Genomic DNA, 16,491 nt, shown 5'->3' with positions numbered 1-16,491 from the left:
TATATTCCTTTTTAAATTTCTGTTAACTTCAAAATACTAATTATTTTCCCCTTACTATTCCTCTTCACATACTCCACTATCATCCCATGAAACCGCGCAAACGCGGCAGGGAGCTGAACGGCATCGAAATATCCCCTTACCCCCGCTTCGCACCACTCCTGCAGCTCATCATAACTCTCGAACTCATACCCGAATGCATTTAACAGCCGTGCCGTGTAGGCATCGACAACCATCGCAGGTCGGGCGCAGGCATAACAGAGGATAGAGTCTGCCGTCTCGGGGCCGATCCCTTTTTGACCTAAGAGCCAGTCGCGATCCACGGAGAGGGAAAAGGTCTCGAAATCGCCGTATTCCTCGATCATATTGCGTGAAAGACGGATTAGATTCGTCGCTTTGGCTTTGAACAGACCGCTCGGACGGATAAGCTCCATGAGGATTTCATGATGGCATTTTGAAAGGACTTCGGGGTCTATCAGCTCACGCACGCGGAGATTTTCGAGGGAAATTTGGACGCGTTCCCACTGGGTATTTTGGGTGAGGATGGCGCCGATGACGACTTCAAAGGTTCCATATGCAGGCCACCAAAGCGGCGGAGAATTTTCGAGAAGTTTGAGGCGCTCTAAAGCGCTGAAAAGCTCCCAAGAATCGCTTAATTCCATTTATTCCTCTATCCACGCATCCGTGCGGATCACTCTGCCGTCATCGAAGATTTTGAGTTTGAATGCTTCGGTGCAGTTCCCCTCTTCGAGGTTCATGATAGCGATTTGGAGAATTTTTCGGCATTTCTCTGGCACTTCGAACCGTCCTGAAACACCGGTCAAAAACCGCTCCAGCGGGACATTGGCATCCATACCGATCACATTGTCACGGCAGCCGCTAAGGCCGATATCGGTGAGATACGCCGTCCCCTGAGCAATCTGAAGATCGTCGCTGCCGACATGGGTGTGGGTTCCGATGATGCCGCTCACCTGCCCCTGCAACAACATCATCATCGCCCGTTTCTCACTGGAGGCTTCGGCATGGAAATCGAGGAAGATATGTTCTATCCCCTCATTTTTCAGCTGAGCGACGCTGTCGCGGGCACAACGGAAAGCATTATCGACATACGGCATCCCGTAATGCCCCATGATGTTCAAAACAGCGAGCTTTTCCCCCGCCACTTCAAAGATACGGCATCCGCTCCCCGGTACGCCCGCAGGATAGTTGTGGGGGCGCAAAAGGGGGAACGTCTCCATCAACAGGATAATGTCTTTTTTGTCCCATGTATGATTGCCTCCGGTCATGACGTCGATACCGCATTCAAACAGCTCATGGGCGTTTTTGACCGTAAGACCGAAGCCGTGGGAGGCGTTTTCATAGTTGGCGATGACAAAATCAATTCCGTGTTCCCGTCGAAGTCTCATCAGATGCTCTTTAATCATAACCCGTCCCGGACGGCCGACGACATCTCCGATAAATGCTATTTTCACTCTTTCTCCTCTCTGAGATCCTCTCTCAGCTCTGCGATTCTCTGACGAAAGTTTTCACTGTCTCCATAATCAAAGAATTTTTTATAATTGCTGTGCATCGATTTAACTCTCGAGGCATGGCGTATCGGGCACCAATATTGTTCCGTTCGTCCGGCAATCTCGGTGATGTATCCCATCAATCCGTTAAAATAACTGCAATAGAGACAGTTAAGCTTCTCGATACTGTTGAGATACCCAAGTCTGTGACGGTCAACGATGATGTAGTCGCTCCGTTTGACTTTGGTGATCTTGTATATCGGAAAACAGATCCACTGATAAACACTGACGAACCCGTCCAATATCAGTGCAGGGATCAATACCGACCAAATCACGGGAGCACTCAAAAGATTCAAAATAGGAGCCGTAATCAGATACCGCAGGGTTCCCAAACGCTCTTTACGATAAGAGGCAAGGATCTCTTCTCGTTTTTTCGTTATTTCACAGGTAAACTTCTCATATTCCTGATGCAGTTCTGCTTCCAGTTCCGATTCGAGTGCTTTGATTTTGGCGACGAGTTCGTCGATCTTTTGGTGTTCCATCCCGAACCTTTGCTTTCTATTGTGAAACTATACTACAATTGCGTATGCACACCCTTAAATATCTGGCCCATTACCCTCATGAGATACAAACGCAGGTACGTCATCTGATCGATACCGATACCCTCGGAGAGCGGCTTTTACTCAAATATCCCGATATCCATCCCTATGCGACCGATAAAAGTCTCTATGACTACGTGATGGATCTCAAAAACACCCATTTTCGAGGCTCTTCTTCCATCTCCAAAGTGCTCTTCGATACAAAAATCCGTGATCTGCACTCTGCGCTGGGAACCCATACCTTCGTTTCACGGGTTCAGGGGGGAAAACTCAAAGCCAAAAACGAGATTCGGATTTCCCATCTTTTTAAAAAAGTACCCGAGCCGTTTCTTCGGATGATCGTCACCCACGAGTTGGCACATCTGAAAGAGAAAGAGCACAACAAAGCGTTTTACAAGCTCTGCACCCACATCGAACCGCAGTACCATCAGCTCGAATTTGAAGTGAGGCTGTATTTAACGTATTTGGATGCATCTGTAAAAAAATTATACTAACGGAAATTCCTAGCTAATTTTTACTCTTCATCTAATACTTCGAGTAAAATATCCAGTATTTTGTCCGTATCGATCTTAGTCGCTCCAATCAGTGCCGTATACTCCTCTTCATCAACAGCTTGAGGAATATTATTAAGGGCATTAGACAATAAAATTAGTTCTTCTCTGCTGCATTCAAGCACGAAACTATCCCTATTTTTTTTTGAAACTTTCATGTTTTTGTCTCCATTTTTATCTTTGACGATCAAAATATTGTTTTCCTGCTGTTGGACGAAATGCAGTTCCACAATCATTGCTGTATGGGTCATAAAAGACTATTGTTCCGGTTGCATAATCCCAAAATGCTCTACGACCGTTTGAAAGACTCTTATTCGTAGATGAAGAGATGATTGATAAGATATGAGACTCAAATTCTTTCACATTTGTCACTTGCACACTGGATGGCATTGCCAATCCGGCCATTACAATACCGGCAGTAAATTCATTCCTGTGTTTTTCCCATGAATGGCCATAAGCAATTTTCTCTGCTACTTCCGGATAAGTAGTTGCAGTACATTGCGCATATAGTGATGACATGGCGATAAGTAACAAAGTAACAAAAAATATTTTCAAAATTCTTGGCATAAAACACCTTTAAAAAATTACACTCTGCTTAATTCTACCAAAACTTCATAATGGGCGGTGTGGGGGAACATATCAAAAAGCTGAACCCGATTCACGCTGTAGCTGCTCAAGTTTTCAAGGTCTTTGGCTAAACTCATCGCATTGCAGCTCGAGTAGAGTATCCGCTGCGCTCCCACACGCGTCAGCCATTTGCACAGCTGTTCTCCCAGCCCGCGACGCGGCGGATTGACGATCACCACATCCGGTTTTTCCCCTGAACTCGCTCCGAAACTCGCCGCATCGAGCGATTCGAACCGGATGTTTTGTATCTCCAGCTGTGCTGCCGAATCACGGGCACACTCGATCGCTTCGGGTTCGATCTCGATCCCTACGATGTTTCGATCCGGTGCGGCACAATGGAGTGCAAATCCCCCTACTCCGCAAAACAGATCCCACAGAATTTTAGGCTTACTCTCATCCGCCCATTCGCTCGCGGTACGGTAGAGTTTTTCGGCTACTTCGGGATTGGTTTGGAAAAAGCTTTTAGGACGGACATAAAGAGGGATACCATTTAAACGCTCTTCGAGACGGCGTTGTTCGGTAAAGAAAATCTCCTCATCCCCTTCCAAAATCGCCATGTGTACGGGCTGTATATTGGCCGTAATCACTTTAAGCTCGGGAGCACGTTTGAGCAAATCGTCCAGCCCTTTTTCCAGCCGTCCGATAATCCCGTGTGAGCGGAGGACGAAACGGAGCATCATTGTTCCGTTGGATTTGCTGCGGCTTAGGAGGACGTATTTCAACTCCCCTTTTTTCTTTTTGACATCATACCCTTTGACACCCAACTCCCGCAGCCATGTTTCTACCGTGTGCAACACCTTTTGCATACTCATATCGTACAACGGACACTCGATCAGACTCACCTCTTCGGAGAGGCCAAGAACTACCCCCTCCGGTGTCGGAGTCGCTACCATTTTGGCCTTGTTTCGAAATCCTTTAATCTGAGACGTGGCAGGCTTGAGCCATTCGTTCGGATTATAAGGATTCAAAAGTGCGTGTAAATGCTCACTCTTGAGCTTGAGCTGTTCGGCATAATGGTAATCGATCCAACTGCATGAGCGGCATTGATAGGTATCATAGTAACTGCAAAAACTCATTAACCCTCTGTTTCCGATCCGTTTGTAGTTTTATTGAAAGTGGTTTCGGGAATTGCAGACAAACGGCGTTCCAGTTTGCCTATAAGGTTAAGGAGTTGTTCGGAAGCAGCTTGCATCTTTTTAAAATACTCTTTCGCCATCTCTTTTCCCTGATCACTGATCTTTTGTTTGGAGTTCAACAGTTTGGAGAAAAAGGAACGATCGTCATCGGCAAAATATATCTTGAATATTTTCATGTATTGATCGTGTAAATCAAAGTGTACTTTCTCAATATCTTCTAAATGGGGGATATTTCCAAGAGTCGTAAGCTTTTTCCCCTCTTGATAGAGCCATTGTCCAAATACACAATCACTACAGCTTAACGGTATCGCATCTTTATCGATCGGCAGCCCGTCAATCAACAGCTGTGCACGTTGTACCCAATTAATGTGTGCCTTCTTTGCATCACTTAGCAACTGCAATGTGATTGCTTTATCCAAGGTAGTCTCCTTATTAAAATAAAGCTTCTATTATAACGACCCAATGGTGCAAAAGAGAATAAATTTACACAAATGTTCACTTTATTCTATAACACTTTCGGTTTTGCGGTACGGAGATAGTGTAAAACAGCGCCGATCAGATCATCATCGTCTTTGCTTTTACTCTGTAGTGTCTCTTTGACGCCGTTCGTGTATTCGATGGTGATGTTTTGGTTGTAATTGCTCACCATTTTGATCTTTTTCTCGATAGACATCAATTTTATCACCATAATCTCAAAGAACTGTTTGGTCGGAGTATCAGGCTTGCCGAAACGATCCCCGACTTCCTCTTCGATCTCATAAATCTCATTCGGGCTCTCACACTGGCTGAGACGGCGGTAGAGTTCGAGACGGAGGCGGTCTTCGCTGACAAGATCATCACTGATAAAGGCGCTGACAGTGAGTTTGATATCCACTTTCGCCCTTACTGCAGTTGTTTGGTTCGTGAGGATTTTAATCGCGTCCTCCAACATTCGTAAGTACAATGCATACCCGATATTTTTGATATGGCCGCTTTGGGCATCACCTACGAGGTTCCCCCCGCCGCGGATTTCGAGATCGTGATAGGCCAGCATCGATCCGCTGCCTAGGAATGAATTCGATTCGAGAGCCACGAGGCGCTTTTTCGCCTCTTCGGTGAGGTGATCTTTGTCATCCACGATGAAATAGGCATACCCTTCAGTATGGCCCCGTCCGACCCGTCCGCGCAGCTGATGCAGATCGGCCATCCCGAAACGGTCCGCCCCGTCGATAATCATCGTATTGACCGTCGGCATATGGATACCCGATTCGATGATCGAAGTTGCAAGGAGTACATCGTACTGCCGATCGGCAAATTTAGCCAGTTCATCTTCCGTTTGGGTCGCATTGATCTGGGAATGGAGAATCAGAATCCGAAGCTCAGGAAGGATTGCTTTGAGTTCTCCCGATTTAATCACCATCGAGTCAATCGAGTTGTGGACATAAAACACCTGTCCGCCGCGGCGTAGCTCGCGCAATATCACCTCTTTGATCAGTTTTTCATCGTAATTTTTCACAAATGTCCGTACCCCTAAGCGTTCGCTCGGAGGGGTGAGAAGCTCGGACATCGTTTTGATTGAGCTGAGGGCTTGGTTGAGGCTTCTCGGGATCGGAGTCGCACTCATGCTGAGCAGATGGACATTTTCATAGAGCGATTTGAGTTTCTCTTTTTGTTTCACCCCGAATTTGTGTTCTTCGTCGATGATGACGATCCCGAGCTTTTTGCAGCTCACCCCAAACAAAGCATGGGTTCCGACAACGCAATCGAGTTCTCCCGCTTCCAGTGCACGAAGGGTTGCATTTTTCTCTTTGGTGCTGACAAAACGATCCAGCTTCGCAACCCGAAGACCAAACGGTGCCAACCTCGCTTTAAGCGACTGAAAGTGCTGCGAACTGAGCAAAGTCGTCGGAACAACGAGGAGCGATTGATAACCCCCTTTTGCAGCGGCAAAGATAGCATTCATCGCCACTTCGGTTTTACCGAACCCGACGTCTCCGCTGAGGAGCCGATCCATAATCTGCCCCGAAGAGAGATCTCGAACGATGGAGCTGATCGCACTCGCTTGGTCAGGGGTATAGTCAAATCCTGACTCTGCTTGGAAACGGCGAAGTTCTCCTGCATCGACATTGATCACCGACGCTTTGATGAGGGCACGGCTCGCCGCGATCCCGACAATTTCCGAAGCGATCTCAAACAGCCGCGCTTTGACCGATTCTTTGAGCTTGCCGAAACTTCCCTTGCCCAGACGGTCAAGGACGGGGAGGCTCCCTGAGGCGATATAGCGGTCAATCGTATCGAGGTTTTCGACGGGGAGGAGAAGCTTGTCATCCCCCATGTATTTGATCACAACGAGATCTTTCACCCCGCCGAGGATCTCCGCCTGCTCGATCCCGACAAATATCCCGACCCCATACTCTTCGTGAACGACATAGTCCCCCACTTTCAGATCATCGAGGAGGATCGAGGTACGGCGGCGACGACGCTTTTTCTCATGGCGGTTAAGAGAAAATATAACCTCATCCGGTCCGATCAGATTGAGAACGATCCCCGAGGTTTTAACATGTATCCCTTTAAGTTCGAAAATCCCTGCCGCTTTGAGCTGTGTATCGCTGGCGGCGATGAGGGTGAACTTTTTATTCTTGTGGACACTTCGGAGAGTCTCGAAATTCCCCCCTCCCAGCGGGGTGTAACGTTCGGATTCGGGGAGGATGTCTGCTTCGAGTCTCGCTCGCGACAAGACGGGTTGATTGAGTCCGTACGCTTCATCGAGTATGCTTTTCATCTCACGGATACGCGAGACTTTTTTCCCCTCGCACAGATCGACTCCATGTTCACCCAAGACCCAGAATCCGAGAGAGGCAATATCTTTGACGAAGCTGTCGCTATGCGCCTGAGCAATCGCTTTTTCAAATGCTTTATGCTGCTGCTCATCAAGAGAGAAAAAAGCACTTGTCACTTCGATAGAGGCCAATTCCTCTTTGTCCGTACGCTGTGTTTCGACATCAAATGCTTTGATCTCTTCGACCTCATCGTCAAAAAGGCTGATACGGTACGGATTGCTCGTATTCGGAACATAAATATCGAGAATATCCCCTCGATGGGAGACTTCCCCTTCCATTTCGACCATATCGACAAACGTGTATCCCCAATGCAGAAGCTTCTCTTTGAAACGGTTCAAATCAATCCGCGAAGCAAACTCGATCGTTTCGCTTTGGAGTAAGGATGGGTTGGGCAGAGGAAAAAGGAGTGTTTTAAGCGGTGAAATAATCAGCGGTTTTTTCGAAGCGGTGTAATAGATACGCAATGCGGCAAAAAGGGCAAAAAGCTCTTCGCTGAAAGGACGAAGATCGTCCATATAGGCGGCACGAAAATCGGGTAATACGATATGAGGGATTTCCAAAAATGTCGATACGTCGCTCAGTTCAGACGCCTCTTTTGCATCCTCGCATAGGAGAATATCCGGACGATTTTTCGGGTTATTTTTTAGGTACTCATACCATCGTGCTTGTGACATTCATCCTCTTTAAAAACGTCTCGGCTACGCTAAAGGAGCCGAAAACCAAATATTCTTGATTAGTATTAATCTCTTCAAATGATCGATAGGGGATATCCAATTCTTGTAAAACAGATTCGAGGAGACTTCGTTCAACGATCCGAGCTTCATCGACGTCGATAATCTCAACCGAATCAACGATCGGTTTTAACAGAGTCAATATTTCACGATACTCTTTATCGCCGTAGGTGTTGTAGACCAATGTCACCTTTTTCCCAAAATACGCTTGTGCTATCGAATTAGCCGCCAATGCGTTGTGCCCGACATCCAACGTAATATTGGGTGCAATGCGGCTCAACCGCCCGAATAATGCATTTTGATCGAAAAGATTTTCAGTAGCTTCATACCCCAGAAGGGTATACGCCACCATTGCCAAAGTGAGATTATCGCGTAAATAATTGCTGAGACCATTTTTAGTGGCAAGATGCAATGCTTGTTCTTCGATATTCGGAGTGAGAATGTCCGATACCCTCAAAAGCTTACACCCTTTTTCTTCTGCAATGCTTCGTGCAATCGTTTCGACCTCAGGATGTTTTTGTTTTCCCAAAAGAGCAACGCTTTGCATACTGCGTAATTTAGTAGTAGCAATAGACTCTATCGACCCTCCCAAAAAAGCCGCATGATCAAAATCAATCGGAGTAAAAATACTCAGTACTTTGTCAAAAGCTGCCGTCGCGTCAAACTCCCCTCCGAGTCCCGCTTCACATACGACGTATTCGCACTCCTCATACACGACCATAGCGAGGAGCGTTGTATATTCAAAATAACTGAGTGCCTCGGCCATTTGCAAGGGTATCCATCCCAGAAGTTTTTGATGTGCCGCTTCCAGAGCTTCATCGCTTATATCCGACCCATCCATCCATATCCGCTCATTAAAGCGAAGAATATGCGGCGATGTATAATGCCCTACCTTTTTACCGGAGCGATGTAATGCTGTGGCTAAAAAACGTCCGGTTGAGCCTTTGCCGTTGGTACCGACGAGATGGATAATCTTGAGTTCCGGCAGCAGATGTACGATCTCCCGATACGCTTTTGGGAAACGCTCATAATCGATCGCATCATAAAAGAGAGGTTTTTGGGCTAAAAAATCGTCTAACGTCATGCAGGCTCTACGCGGTTTCGCCCTTTGCGTTTGGCACTGTAGAGTCGCTCATCCGCACCCCCGATGAGTGCTTTCAAGGAAGGGAAGTTTTTACGCTCGGCAACACCGATACTGACGCTGACACTGATTCGCTCTCCCTGATACATGAAATGAGCCTGTTCGACATGTGCACGCACTTTTTCACAAAACACTTTTGCTCCTGCGATATCCGTATCTCCCAAAATGGCCAGAAACTCTTCTCCGCCGTATCGTCCGACGATATCGCTTGTTCTCACCTCTTCTTTGAGGATTTTGGCAAAAGCAAGGAGCACCGCATCTCCGGCTTCGTGTCCATAGGTATCATTGACCTTTTTAAAATGATCCAAATCGAGCATAGCCACACTAAAAGTTCGGCCGTGTCGCTCATACTCCGCTTCTTTGATGGTTAGATACTCTTCAATAGCCCGCTTGTTGTACAATTTGGTCAGGAAATCCTCACGAGAAGCCTGTGTCGCCTGAGAGAGTTCCACTTCCAATGTCGCAATCTTTTTGCCCATTTCGGTTACTTTGTCATTGTGAACTTTGAGATCTTTGCTCAAAATTTCTACTTTCTCTTCGAGGGTACTTGCAATCGCATAAAGACGCTTATGTGCGGTTTTAAAATCGCTGGGTTTGTTGCTCTCAAGCGATTCAAGATCCCGTTTGACCTCGCGGATTTCAGACGTCGAATTTTCACTCCGTTCGATCAGTTCGATCAGCTGTGCAGAGAGTTTTTCCAACAGTGTATCGAGTGTACTGACCATCTCTTCAACACTTTGTTTGTCCAATGCAATCCGCATCGAGATAGCTGTTTTAAGCTCTTTCTCACACTCATCTGTTGCAATATAAGCAGGATTGTCACGTAACTTTTGGGAAAGCTGAATCGTCGCGGTATCCATTGACGGTGCAATAGAAGGGACCAGCGAAGAGACCAGTAAACGCACTGTTTTAGCATGATCGATCTTGCTTGTTGGACTTCCCCCCTCTTGAAGATTTAACCCTTCGATGGTTTTACGCAGATTCGCGGTATCGACGGGACCAAAGGGTGCCAATTTCATCAAAAAAGTATCATCATAAATAGTGAGAAAATTGCTCCATGCCTGTTTAAGCAGATCAATCTGTGTAGCACCGCCTTGGGTTTCCAAAATAGCAATGGTTTTTTTAGCGAGTGCGGATGCGTCAGGGTTGTGCAGTGCATCGATACTCTGCGCCATTTTTTTCGCTAGTGAACTTAGTAATTCTACAAGGACTGAGGCTTCGCTGGGATTGAGGCGGCTGAGTTTTGAGATTAAAAAACGGATGAGTTCTGCCGTAGTTCGGACACGATACTGCTTTATCTCTTCGGCAGTTTTTTTATCAAACAATGATACATAGCGATCGATCCCGCTGCAATCTTCTACCGCAAATCCCGCTTTTTTGGCCTCAGCGCAAAACGTCTCGGTATACACATCGGGGGTCCATACTTTACCTTCGGCTTTGAGCCGATCTACGGTGTTGCGAACAATTTGATTGATGGTCATATAACCTACCCCTTATTTCGAGCTTGCACCTTGTGCCGCTACCTGTGCGATAAATGAATCGATCCCTTTTTGTGCCCCCTGGCGTATCGCCTCAAAGCGTGCCTGATCCGAAATAATCGCATTCGGTTCAATCGAGAAATCATAGTTTCCATGTGTCGTATAAGGAGAGGTTGTTTCTCCTACAATACGATCGATGTGCATCACGACCGTTGTACGATACGTAACAACATACCCATTCGTATCATAACGCAACGGTGTGAATAATACCGAAGCAATCGATATTTTCAGGTGTGTTTTGGAGAGTTTTTTCGAAACGAGTGCCGTTCGGAACTTTGTGATGACGGCCAGATCCACTGCATCTTTAATGATAACCGTGTTTTGCGGGTCTTCCATGGAGATAACCACTTCAGTACTAACGCTGTCACCGAGAACATTTTTGGCATAGTAGGATGCCGGAGCATACCCGCATCCGCTGAATAACACGACCCATACCAAAAATATTACTAAACGCATTACTACCCTTTTATAACCAGATTCACCAGTTTACCCGGAATAACAATCGATTTGACGATCTCTTTGCCTTCTATCCACTTTTCAACGGAAGCTTTGGCAATCTCAATGATCGCTTCTTGGCTCTCGTTAACTCCAACCTCGATTGTAGCACGATTTTTACCGTTGATAGAGACACCGAGACTCAATGCTTCAACTTCGAAAACCTCTTCACGCACGGTTTGGACTCCGAAATTTTTTCCGTTAAACAGATTCGTAGAGAGTTCCCAGCATAAATGAGGAATGATCGGTTCCATAATCGAAGTAAGTATCCAATATCCTTCCGTCCATACATCGGTATTATTTTGCTCATTCAAAGCGTTCATTGCTTCCATCACGCCGGCAATCATTGTGTTAAACGTATGACGCTCACCGTAGACTTCTTGCGCCCGTTTGAGTGCTTCATACACTTTTTTACGTGCAGCTTTTTCTTCTTTGGAGAGGCTGCTATGATCGATATTCGGTAAGCTATCGGTAACATTGACGTACTGGCTGCGATCGGCAAACCGTTTCAAAAATCTAAAAGCCCCCTCTACCGCACTGTCATTCCACTCCAGTTCCTGGGTTGGAGGAGCAGCAAACAGGATAAAGAGACGCGCGGTGTCGGCACCGTATTTTTCGACCAATGCGCCCGGGTCAACCGTGTTGCCTTTGGATTTTGACATCTTCGCACCGTCTTTGAGAACCATTCCCTGTGTCAGCAAATGTTCAAACGGCTCATCGCTGTTGACGTATCCCAAATCGCGGAGCATTTTGGTAAAGAAACGGGCGTACAGCAGATGCAAAATCGCATGCTCGATCCCGCCGATGTAGTGGTCAACATTCATCCAATAATTCAGTGCTTCTTTGTCAAACGCCTCTTTAAAATCATTTTTGACCGTATAGCGGAGGAAATACCATGATGACTGGATAAACGTATCCATCGTATCGGTCTCACGCGTTGCGGGTTTACCGCATTTCGGACACATGCAGTGTTTCCATGTCGGATGATGCTCGAGAGGATTCCCCTCACCGTTGATCACAACGTCTTCAGGCAACGCGACCGGAAGTTTGGCTTTATCCTCAGGGACAATGCCGCAGCTGTCACAATGGATCAACGGGATCGGAGCACCCCAATAGCGCTGACGGCTGATACCCCAGTCTTTGAGACGGAAGTTGATCGCTTTCTTCCCAAGTTTATTTGCTTCGAAATAATCCATAATCGAAGCTTTTGCAGTGACGTTATCCAATCCGCTGAACTCTCCGCTCTCACGAAGAGTCCCAATTTCAGTATACGCACACCCGCTCGGCAATTCACCCTCAGTTGGGAAGATGACCGCTTTGATCGGAAGATTATATTTGGTCGCAAACTCATAGTCGCGATCATCGTGCGCCGGAACGGCCATAACCGCACCGGAGCCGTAATCGGTAAGGACGAAGTTCGCCACCCATACCGGGACTTTTGCACCGGTTAACGGATGGAGAACATTAATACCGAGTGAGACCCCCTCTTTCGGACTGGTCGCACGATCACGCGCACTGACACGCTGCATTGCTTTGATCGCATCCGCCGTTGCATCATCGAGGAGACCGAACGAGAGCATATGACGGACAATCTCATGTTCGGGAGCCAATGCCGCATAGCTGACACCGTAAATCGTATCGGGACGGGTAGTAAAGACATCGAAACTTTGATACACAGCACCGAGTTTCGATTCACTCTCTGAATCTAGTTTAAACGGAAATTCCAAACCGTACGATTTCCCGATCCAGTTTTCCTGCATCGTCAAAACCTGTTTCGGCCATTTCCCCTCAAGGGTTTTGAGCGATTCGAGAAGCTCTTCGGAGTAATCACTGATTTTGAGATAGTACTGATACATCTCTTTTTGGACGATCGGAGTACCGCATCTCCAACATCCGCCATCAACGACCTGTTCGTTTGCTAAAACGGTCAAATCGTGCGGACACCAGTTGAGGAACCCTTGTTTACGATACAAGAGCCCTTTATTAAACATATCGATGATAAAGCCCTGCTCGAACGCAGTATATTCCGGATTCGACGTTGCAAACTCACGCTCTTCGGAGAAAGAGAGTCCCAGACCGGCAAGCTCGCCGCGCATCGTAGCGATGTTCTCATACGTCCATTTTTTAGGGTGAACACCGTGTTTGATCGCCGCATTTTCCGCCGGCATACCAAAACTGTCCCAGCCGATCGGGTGAAGGACATTAAAACCTTGTTGACGGTAGTAACGGGCGAAAGTGTCACCGATGGTGTAGTTGCGAACGTGCCCCATGTGGATGCGTCCTGAAGGGTAAGGGAACATACTGAGGACGTATTTTTTGGGTTTGCTAAAATCATCCGAAGGCTCATACGCCTTCGTAGCACTCCACGTTTTTTGCCATTTGGCCTCAATCGATGCTGGGGTGTAATTCAAACAATACTCCTAAATACTTTTATATCAAAAAATTAAACAATACCTTGTTCAAACTGCGCTCTTAGACGCTCTTTTTCTGCACGGTTACGTGCTTTCTCAGCATATCCTGCTTTTGCTTTAGCAACATCGTACCCAAGCCAGATCAAGAATGGAGATGCTACGAAAATAGAGCTGTACGCTCCGAAGATAACCCCGATTAACATCGCAAAGCTGAATCCGTGGATAATCTCTCCGCCGAATAAAAAGAGGGTCAAGATAACGAAAAAGACGGTTGCAACGGTCAAGATTGTTCGTGAAAGGGTATTGGTAACACTCTCATTGATAATATCAGCCATACTGTAACGCGCCGCATCTTTCGATTCGCGAATGGTTTCACGGATACGGTCAAAAATAACGATCGTATCGTTGATCGAGAATCCTAAAATTGTCAGCAATGCGGCCAATACCGTCAAATCGAATTCAACATTGAACAAACTGACCATCCCTGCCGTAATCACAACGTCATGCACCAAAGCAATGATCGCCGCAATCCCGTAACGCCACTCAAATCGAAACGCAACATAAATCAAAATTCCAAGTACTGAGAGCGAAAGGGCGAGAATCCCTTGGGTTTGGAGTTCTTTACCGACTTTCGGTCCGACCATATCGACCCGTCGAATCTCAAAGTTCCCCGTCCCTTGAAGGGCTGCTGTAACTTGTTGTGCCGTATCTTTAGTGACATCCGCCGTCGTATTTTGAAGGCGTAAGATAATCTCCTCAGGTGAACCAAACTCCTGGATACCGGCTGAAGCAAACTGCGTGTTTTTCAATTTTTCGCGTAAAACGTCAATTTGTACCGGTTTGTCGTATTTTACCTGGACAACCGTTCCTCCGGCAAAATCGATCCCGTAAATAAACCCTTTATGAAAAACGAGGTAAAACGAGATAATCGTGACAAGCAGTGAAAAAGTAAAGATGGGTTTGACCCATCCCATCAAATTGAACGCTTTTTTAGCTCTAAAAAATTCCATGACTACTCCTTGCGCTCAAGACGGATACCGAACCATCGATTCATATTGCCGCTTTTTTCGATGTGTTCTATGAGCGCACTGAAAATTCCGTGTGTTCCCAAAATAGCCGTAAACATCGATACCAAAATACCAACTGCAAGTGTGACCGCAAATCCTTTAATCGGACCGGTTCCGTACATATACAGTGCAACGGCCGCAATTAAAGTCGTCAAGTTGGCATCGACAAGGGTACTGAACGCATTGTCATATCCCCCTTCAATCGCTTTACGTACCTTGGCACCTTCACGAAGAAGCTCGCGTATCCGTTCGTTGATAATGACGTTTCCATCTACCGCCATACCGACGGTAAGAACGATCCCCGCCATACCTGGCAGCGTCAAAGTCGCTCCGAACATCGCCATAACAGCGATGATTAAAAGGATATTGATCACCATAGCGGTTGTTGCAATAACACCAGCATATCCATAGTATACGACCATGAACAAGACAACTAATGCCGCACCCGTCGCGAATGCAATAAGGCTGGCTTTAATACTGTCTGCTCCGAGGCTTGGTCCGACGGAACGTTTTTCCATCATGTAGATAGGGGCTAATAATGCCCCGGAACGCAATGCGATAGCGAGATCATTCGCTTCCGCAACGGTATAATTGCCGCTGATTTGTCCGCTTCCCCCGCCGATACGTTCATTAATCACCGGAGCCGAATAGACTTTACCGTCCAAAACGATCGCAAGACGCTTGCCAACACTTTTACCGGTGAAATCACCGAAAATCTGTGCACCGGCAGAGTTGAGTGAAAAATTGATTACCGGACGGTTGTTTTGATCGTATCCGACATGCGCATCCGTCAACATCGTTCCGTCTAAAATAGGAATTTCATTGACCAGATGTTTAAGCTGCGGCTGAAGCGCATCCTCGAGGATTTTGTCCCCGTAACTTGCCGCTTCGGCTTCATCCATCTCATTCACCCGCATCGAGCGGTCTTCATCAACCGCCATCAGCTCAAGCTTTGCTGCACGGGAAATCAATTCACGAGCACGTTGTTCTTCCTGAGGAGTCTTGATCCCCGGAAGCTCTACAAGGATTTTATCAACCCCTTGTCGTGCGACCGTCGGCTCTGCAAGACCAAATTGGTCCAAACGGTTGCGGATCGTTTCAATTGCCTGATCGACTGCTCGCACTTTGAGTTTTTCGATCGCTTCCGGAGTCATCGCAATTGTGTATTTCCCCGCACTTGAATGAACAATTGTCCCCTCAAGTGTTTTCAGGTACGTATCAATCGCAGTCGCATCATCCGCATCTATCAGATCAAATGTTACTTGATTTTCTTGAGCACTGATTGCATCAAGTAAAATATCATTATGCTCACCGTAATGTTTGAGCGCTGATGCAATCGATTTCATCTGAGAGTTTACAGCTTCATCGGTTTTGACACCCAACAGCATATGAAGCCCGCCTTGAAGATCAAGCCCCAATGTGATTTTTTTCCCTTCACTGCTTTGCGTGAACGAAGGAATCGAGAAAACGAGACCGATGATCGTCGCAATGATCAGTAAAACGACGCGATAATTAAGCTTCATCCCCATACTTTCTGGCTACTGCATCTTTGACGAGCTGCCCTTCGGTGTCATTGTTAAATTTCACAGCAAAAAATTGCTCTTCGACTTTTTTGATCTCGACGATTAAGCCGCCACTGGTGACTACTTTATCCCCTTTTGTCAGTGCTTCCACCATCTCTTTGTGTTTTTTAGCCTGTTGGTTCTGAGGACGAATGATCACGAAGTACATAATAGCGATCAAAAAGACGAAAGGGAGTATTTGAGTGAGAATTTCCATAGATATCCTTAACATGAAGAAAATTGTCGCATTATACTCAAAAGACATTAACATCGGTATAATTGCGCCATGAAAATCAGTTCTATCCATCT

Annotated in this window: 16 protein-coding genes; 1 reads left to right on the top strand and 15 read right to left on the bottom strand. The window is 46.5% G+C overall.

Annotated features, from left to right (window positions below):
• Positions 1-11 precede the first annotated feature (11 nt).
• Genes PHP90_RS00780 through PHP90_RS00770 form a run of 3 tightly spaced genes read right to left on the bottom strand, consistent with a single transcriptional unit; the run spans position 12 to position 2,047 of the window.
• On the bottom strand, positions 12-659 hold the full coding sequence (locus tag PHP90_RS00780; protein ID WP_299923776.1) for a 3-methyladenine DNA glycosylase: 648 nt from the start codon (positions 657-659) through the stop codon (positions 12-14).
• The gene (locus PHP90_RS00775) at positions 660-1,469 is read right to left on the bottom strand and encodes a TIGR00282 family metallophosphoesterase (protein ID WP_299923773.1); all 810 of its coding nucleotides are present in this window, start codon (positions 1,467-1,469) and stop codon (positions 660-662) included.
• Entirely contained in the window at positions 1,466-2,047 is a 582-nt protein-coding gene (locus tag PHP90_RS00770; protein WP_299923770.1) for a hypothetical protein, read from the bottom strand. The genes PHP90_RS00775 and PHP90_RS00770 overlap by 4 nt, the downstream gene beginning before the upstream one ends.
• A 44-nt stretch (positions 2,048-2,091) precedes the next feature.
• On the opposite strand from PHP90_RS00770, the gene PHP90_RS00765 reads away from it, so the two are divergent.
• Positions 2,092-2,598 (top strand): YgjP-like metallopeptidase domain-containing protein, encoded by a 507-nt coding sequence (locus PHP90_RS00765; RefSeq protein ID WP_299923767.1) that lies wholly within the window; start codon positions 2,092-2,094, stop codon positions 2,596-2,598.
• A 20-nt stretch (positions 2,599-2,618) separates the two neighbouring features.
• On the opposite strand, the gene PHP90_RS00760 is transcribed toward PHP90_RS00765, so the two are convergent.
• The 12 genes from PHP90_RS00760 to yajC form a co-directional block, all read right to left on the bottom strand.
• Positions 2,619-2,846: a hypothetical protein gene (locus PHP90_RS00760; RefSeq protein WP_299923764.1), complete on the bottom strand. Its 228-nt coding sequence runs from the start codon at positions 2,844-2,846 to the stop codon at positions 2,619-2,621.
• The gene (locus PHP90_RS00755; RefSeq protein ID WP_299923761.1) at positions 2,830-3,222 is read right to left on the bottom strand and encodes a hypothetical protein; all 393 of its coding nucleotides are present in this window, start codon (positions 3,220-3,222) and stop codon (positions 2,830-2,832) included. The genes PHP90_RS00760 and PHP90_RS00755 overlap by 17 nt, the downstream gene beginning before the upstream one ends.
• Before the next feature lie 17 nt (positions 3,223-3,239).
• Positions 3,240-4,358, bottom strand: a complete 1,119-nt coding sequence (gene rlmC, locus PHP90_RS00750; RefSeq protein WP_299923758.1) for a 23S rRNA (uracil(747)-C(5))-methyltransferase RlmC — start codon at positions 4,356-4,358, stop codon at positions 3,240-3,242.
• Positions 4,358-4,837, bottom strand: coding sequence for a CZB domain-containing protein (locus PHP90_RS00745; RefSeq protein WP_299923755.1), 480 nt, complete (start codon positions 4,835-4,837; stop codon positions 4,358-4,360). Before PHP90_RS00745 ends, rlmC begins: the two co-directional genes overlap by 1 nt.
• 86 nt (positions 4,838-4,923) lie before the next feature.
• Positions 4,924-7,911, bottom strand: coding sequence for a transcription-repair coupling factor (mfd, locus tag PHP90_RS00740; RefSeq protein ID WP_299923752.1), 2,988 nt, complete (start codon positions 7,909-7,911; stop codon positions 4,924-4,926).
• The gene (locus tag PHP90_RS00735) at positions 7,889-9,052 is read right to left on the bottom strand and encodes a Mur ligase family protein (RefSeq protein ID WP_299923749.1); all 1,164 of its coding nucleotides are present in this window, start codon (positions 9,050-9,052) and stop codon (positions 7,889-7,891) included. The genes mfd and PHP90_RS00735 overlap by 23 nt, the downstream gene beginning before the upstream one ends.
• A complete protein-coding gene (locus tag PHP90_RS00730; RefSeq protein WP_299923747.1) occupies positions 9,049-10,590 on the bottom strand; it encodes a GGDEF domain-containing protein in 1,542 nt (513 codons plus the stop codon). The genes PHP90_RS00735 and PHP90_RS00730 overlap by 4 nt, the downstream gene beginning before the upstream one ends.
• Before the next feature lie 12 nt (positions 10,591-10,602).
• Positions 10,603-11,103 (bottom strand): hypothetical protein, encoded by a 501-nt coding sequence (locus tag PHP90_RS00725; RefSeq protein WP_299923744.1) that lies wholly within the window; start codon positions 11,101-11,103, stop codon positions 10,603-10,605.
• Positions 11,104-11,105: 2 nt separating this feature from the next.
• On the bottom strand, positions 11,106-13,553 hold the full coding sequence (leuS, locus tag PHP90_RS00720) for a leucine--tRNA ligase (protein ID WP_299923741.1): 2,448 nt from the start codon (positions 13,551-13,553) through the stop codon (positions 11,106-11,108).
• Between the two features lie 32 nt (positions 13,554-13,585).
• On the bottom strand, positions 13,586-14,563 hold the full coding sequence (gene secF / locus PHP90_RS00715; RefSeq protein WP_299923738.1) for a protein translocase subunit SecF: 978 nt from the start codon (positions 14,561-14,563) through the stop codon (positions 13,586-13,588).
• A gap of 2 nt (positions 14,564-14,565) precedes the next feature.
• Positions 14,566-16,143, bottom strand: coding sequence for a protein translocase subunit SecD (secD, locus tag PHP90_RS00710; RefSeq protein ID WP_299923735.1), 1,578 nt, complete (start codon positions 16,141-16,143; stop codon positions 14,566-14,568).
• Entirely contained in the window at positions 16,133-16,399 is a 267-nt protein-coding gene (gene yajC, locus PHP90_RS00705; RefSeq protein WP_299923732.1) for a preprotein translocase subunit YajC, read from the bottom strand. Before yajC ends, secD begins: the two co-directional genes overlap by 11 nt.
• Positions 16,400-16,491: the final 92 nt, after the last annotated feature.

This window comes from Sulfuricurvum sp. (assembly GCF_028712165.1).
In the GTDB taxonomy this organism is placed as follows: Bacteria; Campylobacterota; Campylobacteria; order Campylobacterales; family Sulfurimonadaceae; genus Sulfuricurvum.
Note: the sequence above shows the minus strand (reverse complement) of the source record. Positions and strands in the feature narration are given on the sequence as shown.

Coding starts and splice junctions, on each gene's coding strand:
- PHP90_RS00780 (WP_299923776.1), bottom strand. CDS start 659: ATGGAATTAAGCGATTCTTGGGAGCTTTTCAGCGCTTTAGAGCGCCTC.
- PHP90_RS00770 (WP_299923770.1), bottom strand. CDS start 2,047: ATGGAACACCAAAAGATCGACGAACTCGTCGCCAAAATCAAAGCACTC.
- PHP90_RS00765 (WP_299923767.1), top strand. CDS start 2,092: ATGCACACCCTTAAATATCTGGCCCATTACCCTCATGAGATACAAACG.
- PHP90_RS00755 (WP_299923761.1), bottom strand. CDS start 3,222: ATGCCAAGAATTTTGAAAATATTTTTTGTTACTTTGTTACTTATCGCC.
- rlmC (WP_299923758.1), bottom strand. CDS start 4,358: ATGAGTTTTTGCAGTTACTATGATACCTATCAATGCCGCTCATGCAGT.
- mfd (WP_299923752.1), bottom strand. CDS start 7,911: ATGTCACAAGCACGATGGTATGAGTACCTAAAAAATAACCCGAAAAAT.
- PHP90_RS00735 (WP_299923749.1), bottom strand. CDS start 9,052: ATGACGTTAGACGATTTTTTAGCCCAAAAACCTCTCTTTTATGATGCG.
- PHP90_RS00730 (WP_299923747.1), bottom strand. CDS start 10,590: ATGACCATCAATCAAATTGTTCGCAACACCGTAGATCGGCTCAAAGCC.
- PHP90_RS00725 (WP_299923744.1), bottom strand. CDS start 11,103: ATGCGTTTAGTAATATTTTTGGTATGGGTCGTGTTATTCAGCGGATGC.
- secF (WP_299923738.1), bottom strand. CDS start 14,563: ATGGAATTTTTTAGAGCTAAAAAAGCGTTCAATTTGATGGGATGGGTC.
- secD (WP_299923735.1), bottom strand. CDS start 16,143: ATGAAGCTTAATTATCGCGTCGTTTTACTGATCATTGCGACGATCATC.
- yajC (WP_299923732.1), bottom strand. CDS start 16,399: ATGGAAATTCTCACTCAAATACTCCCTTTCGTCTTTTTGATCGCTATT.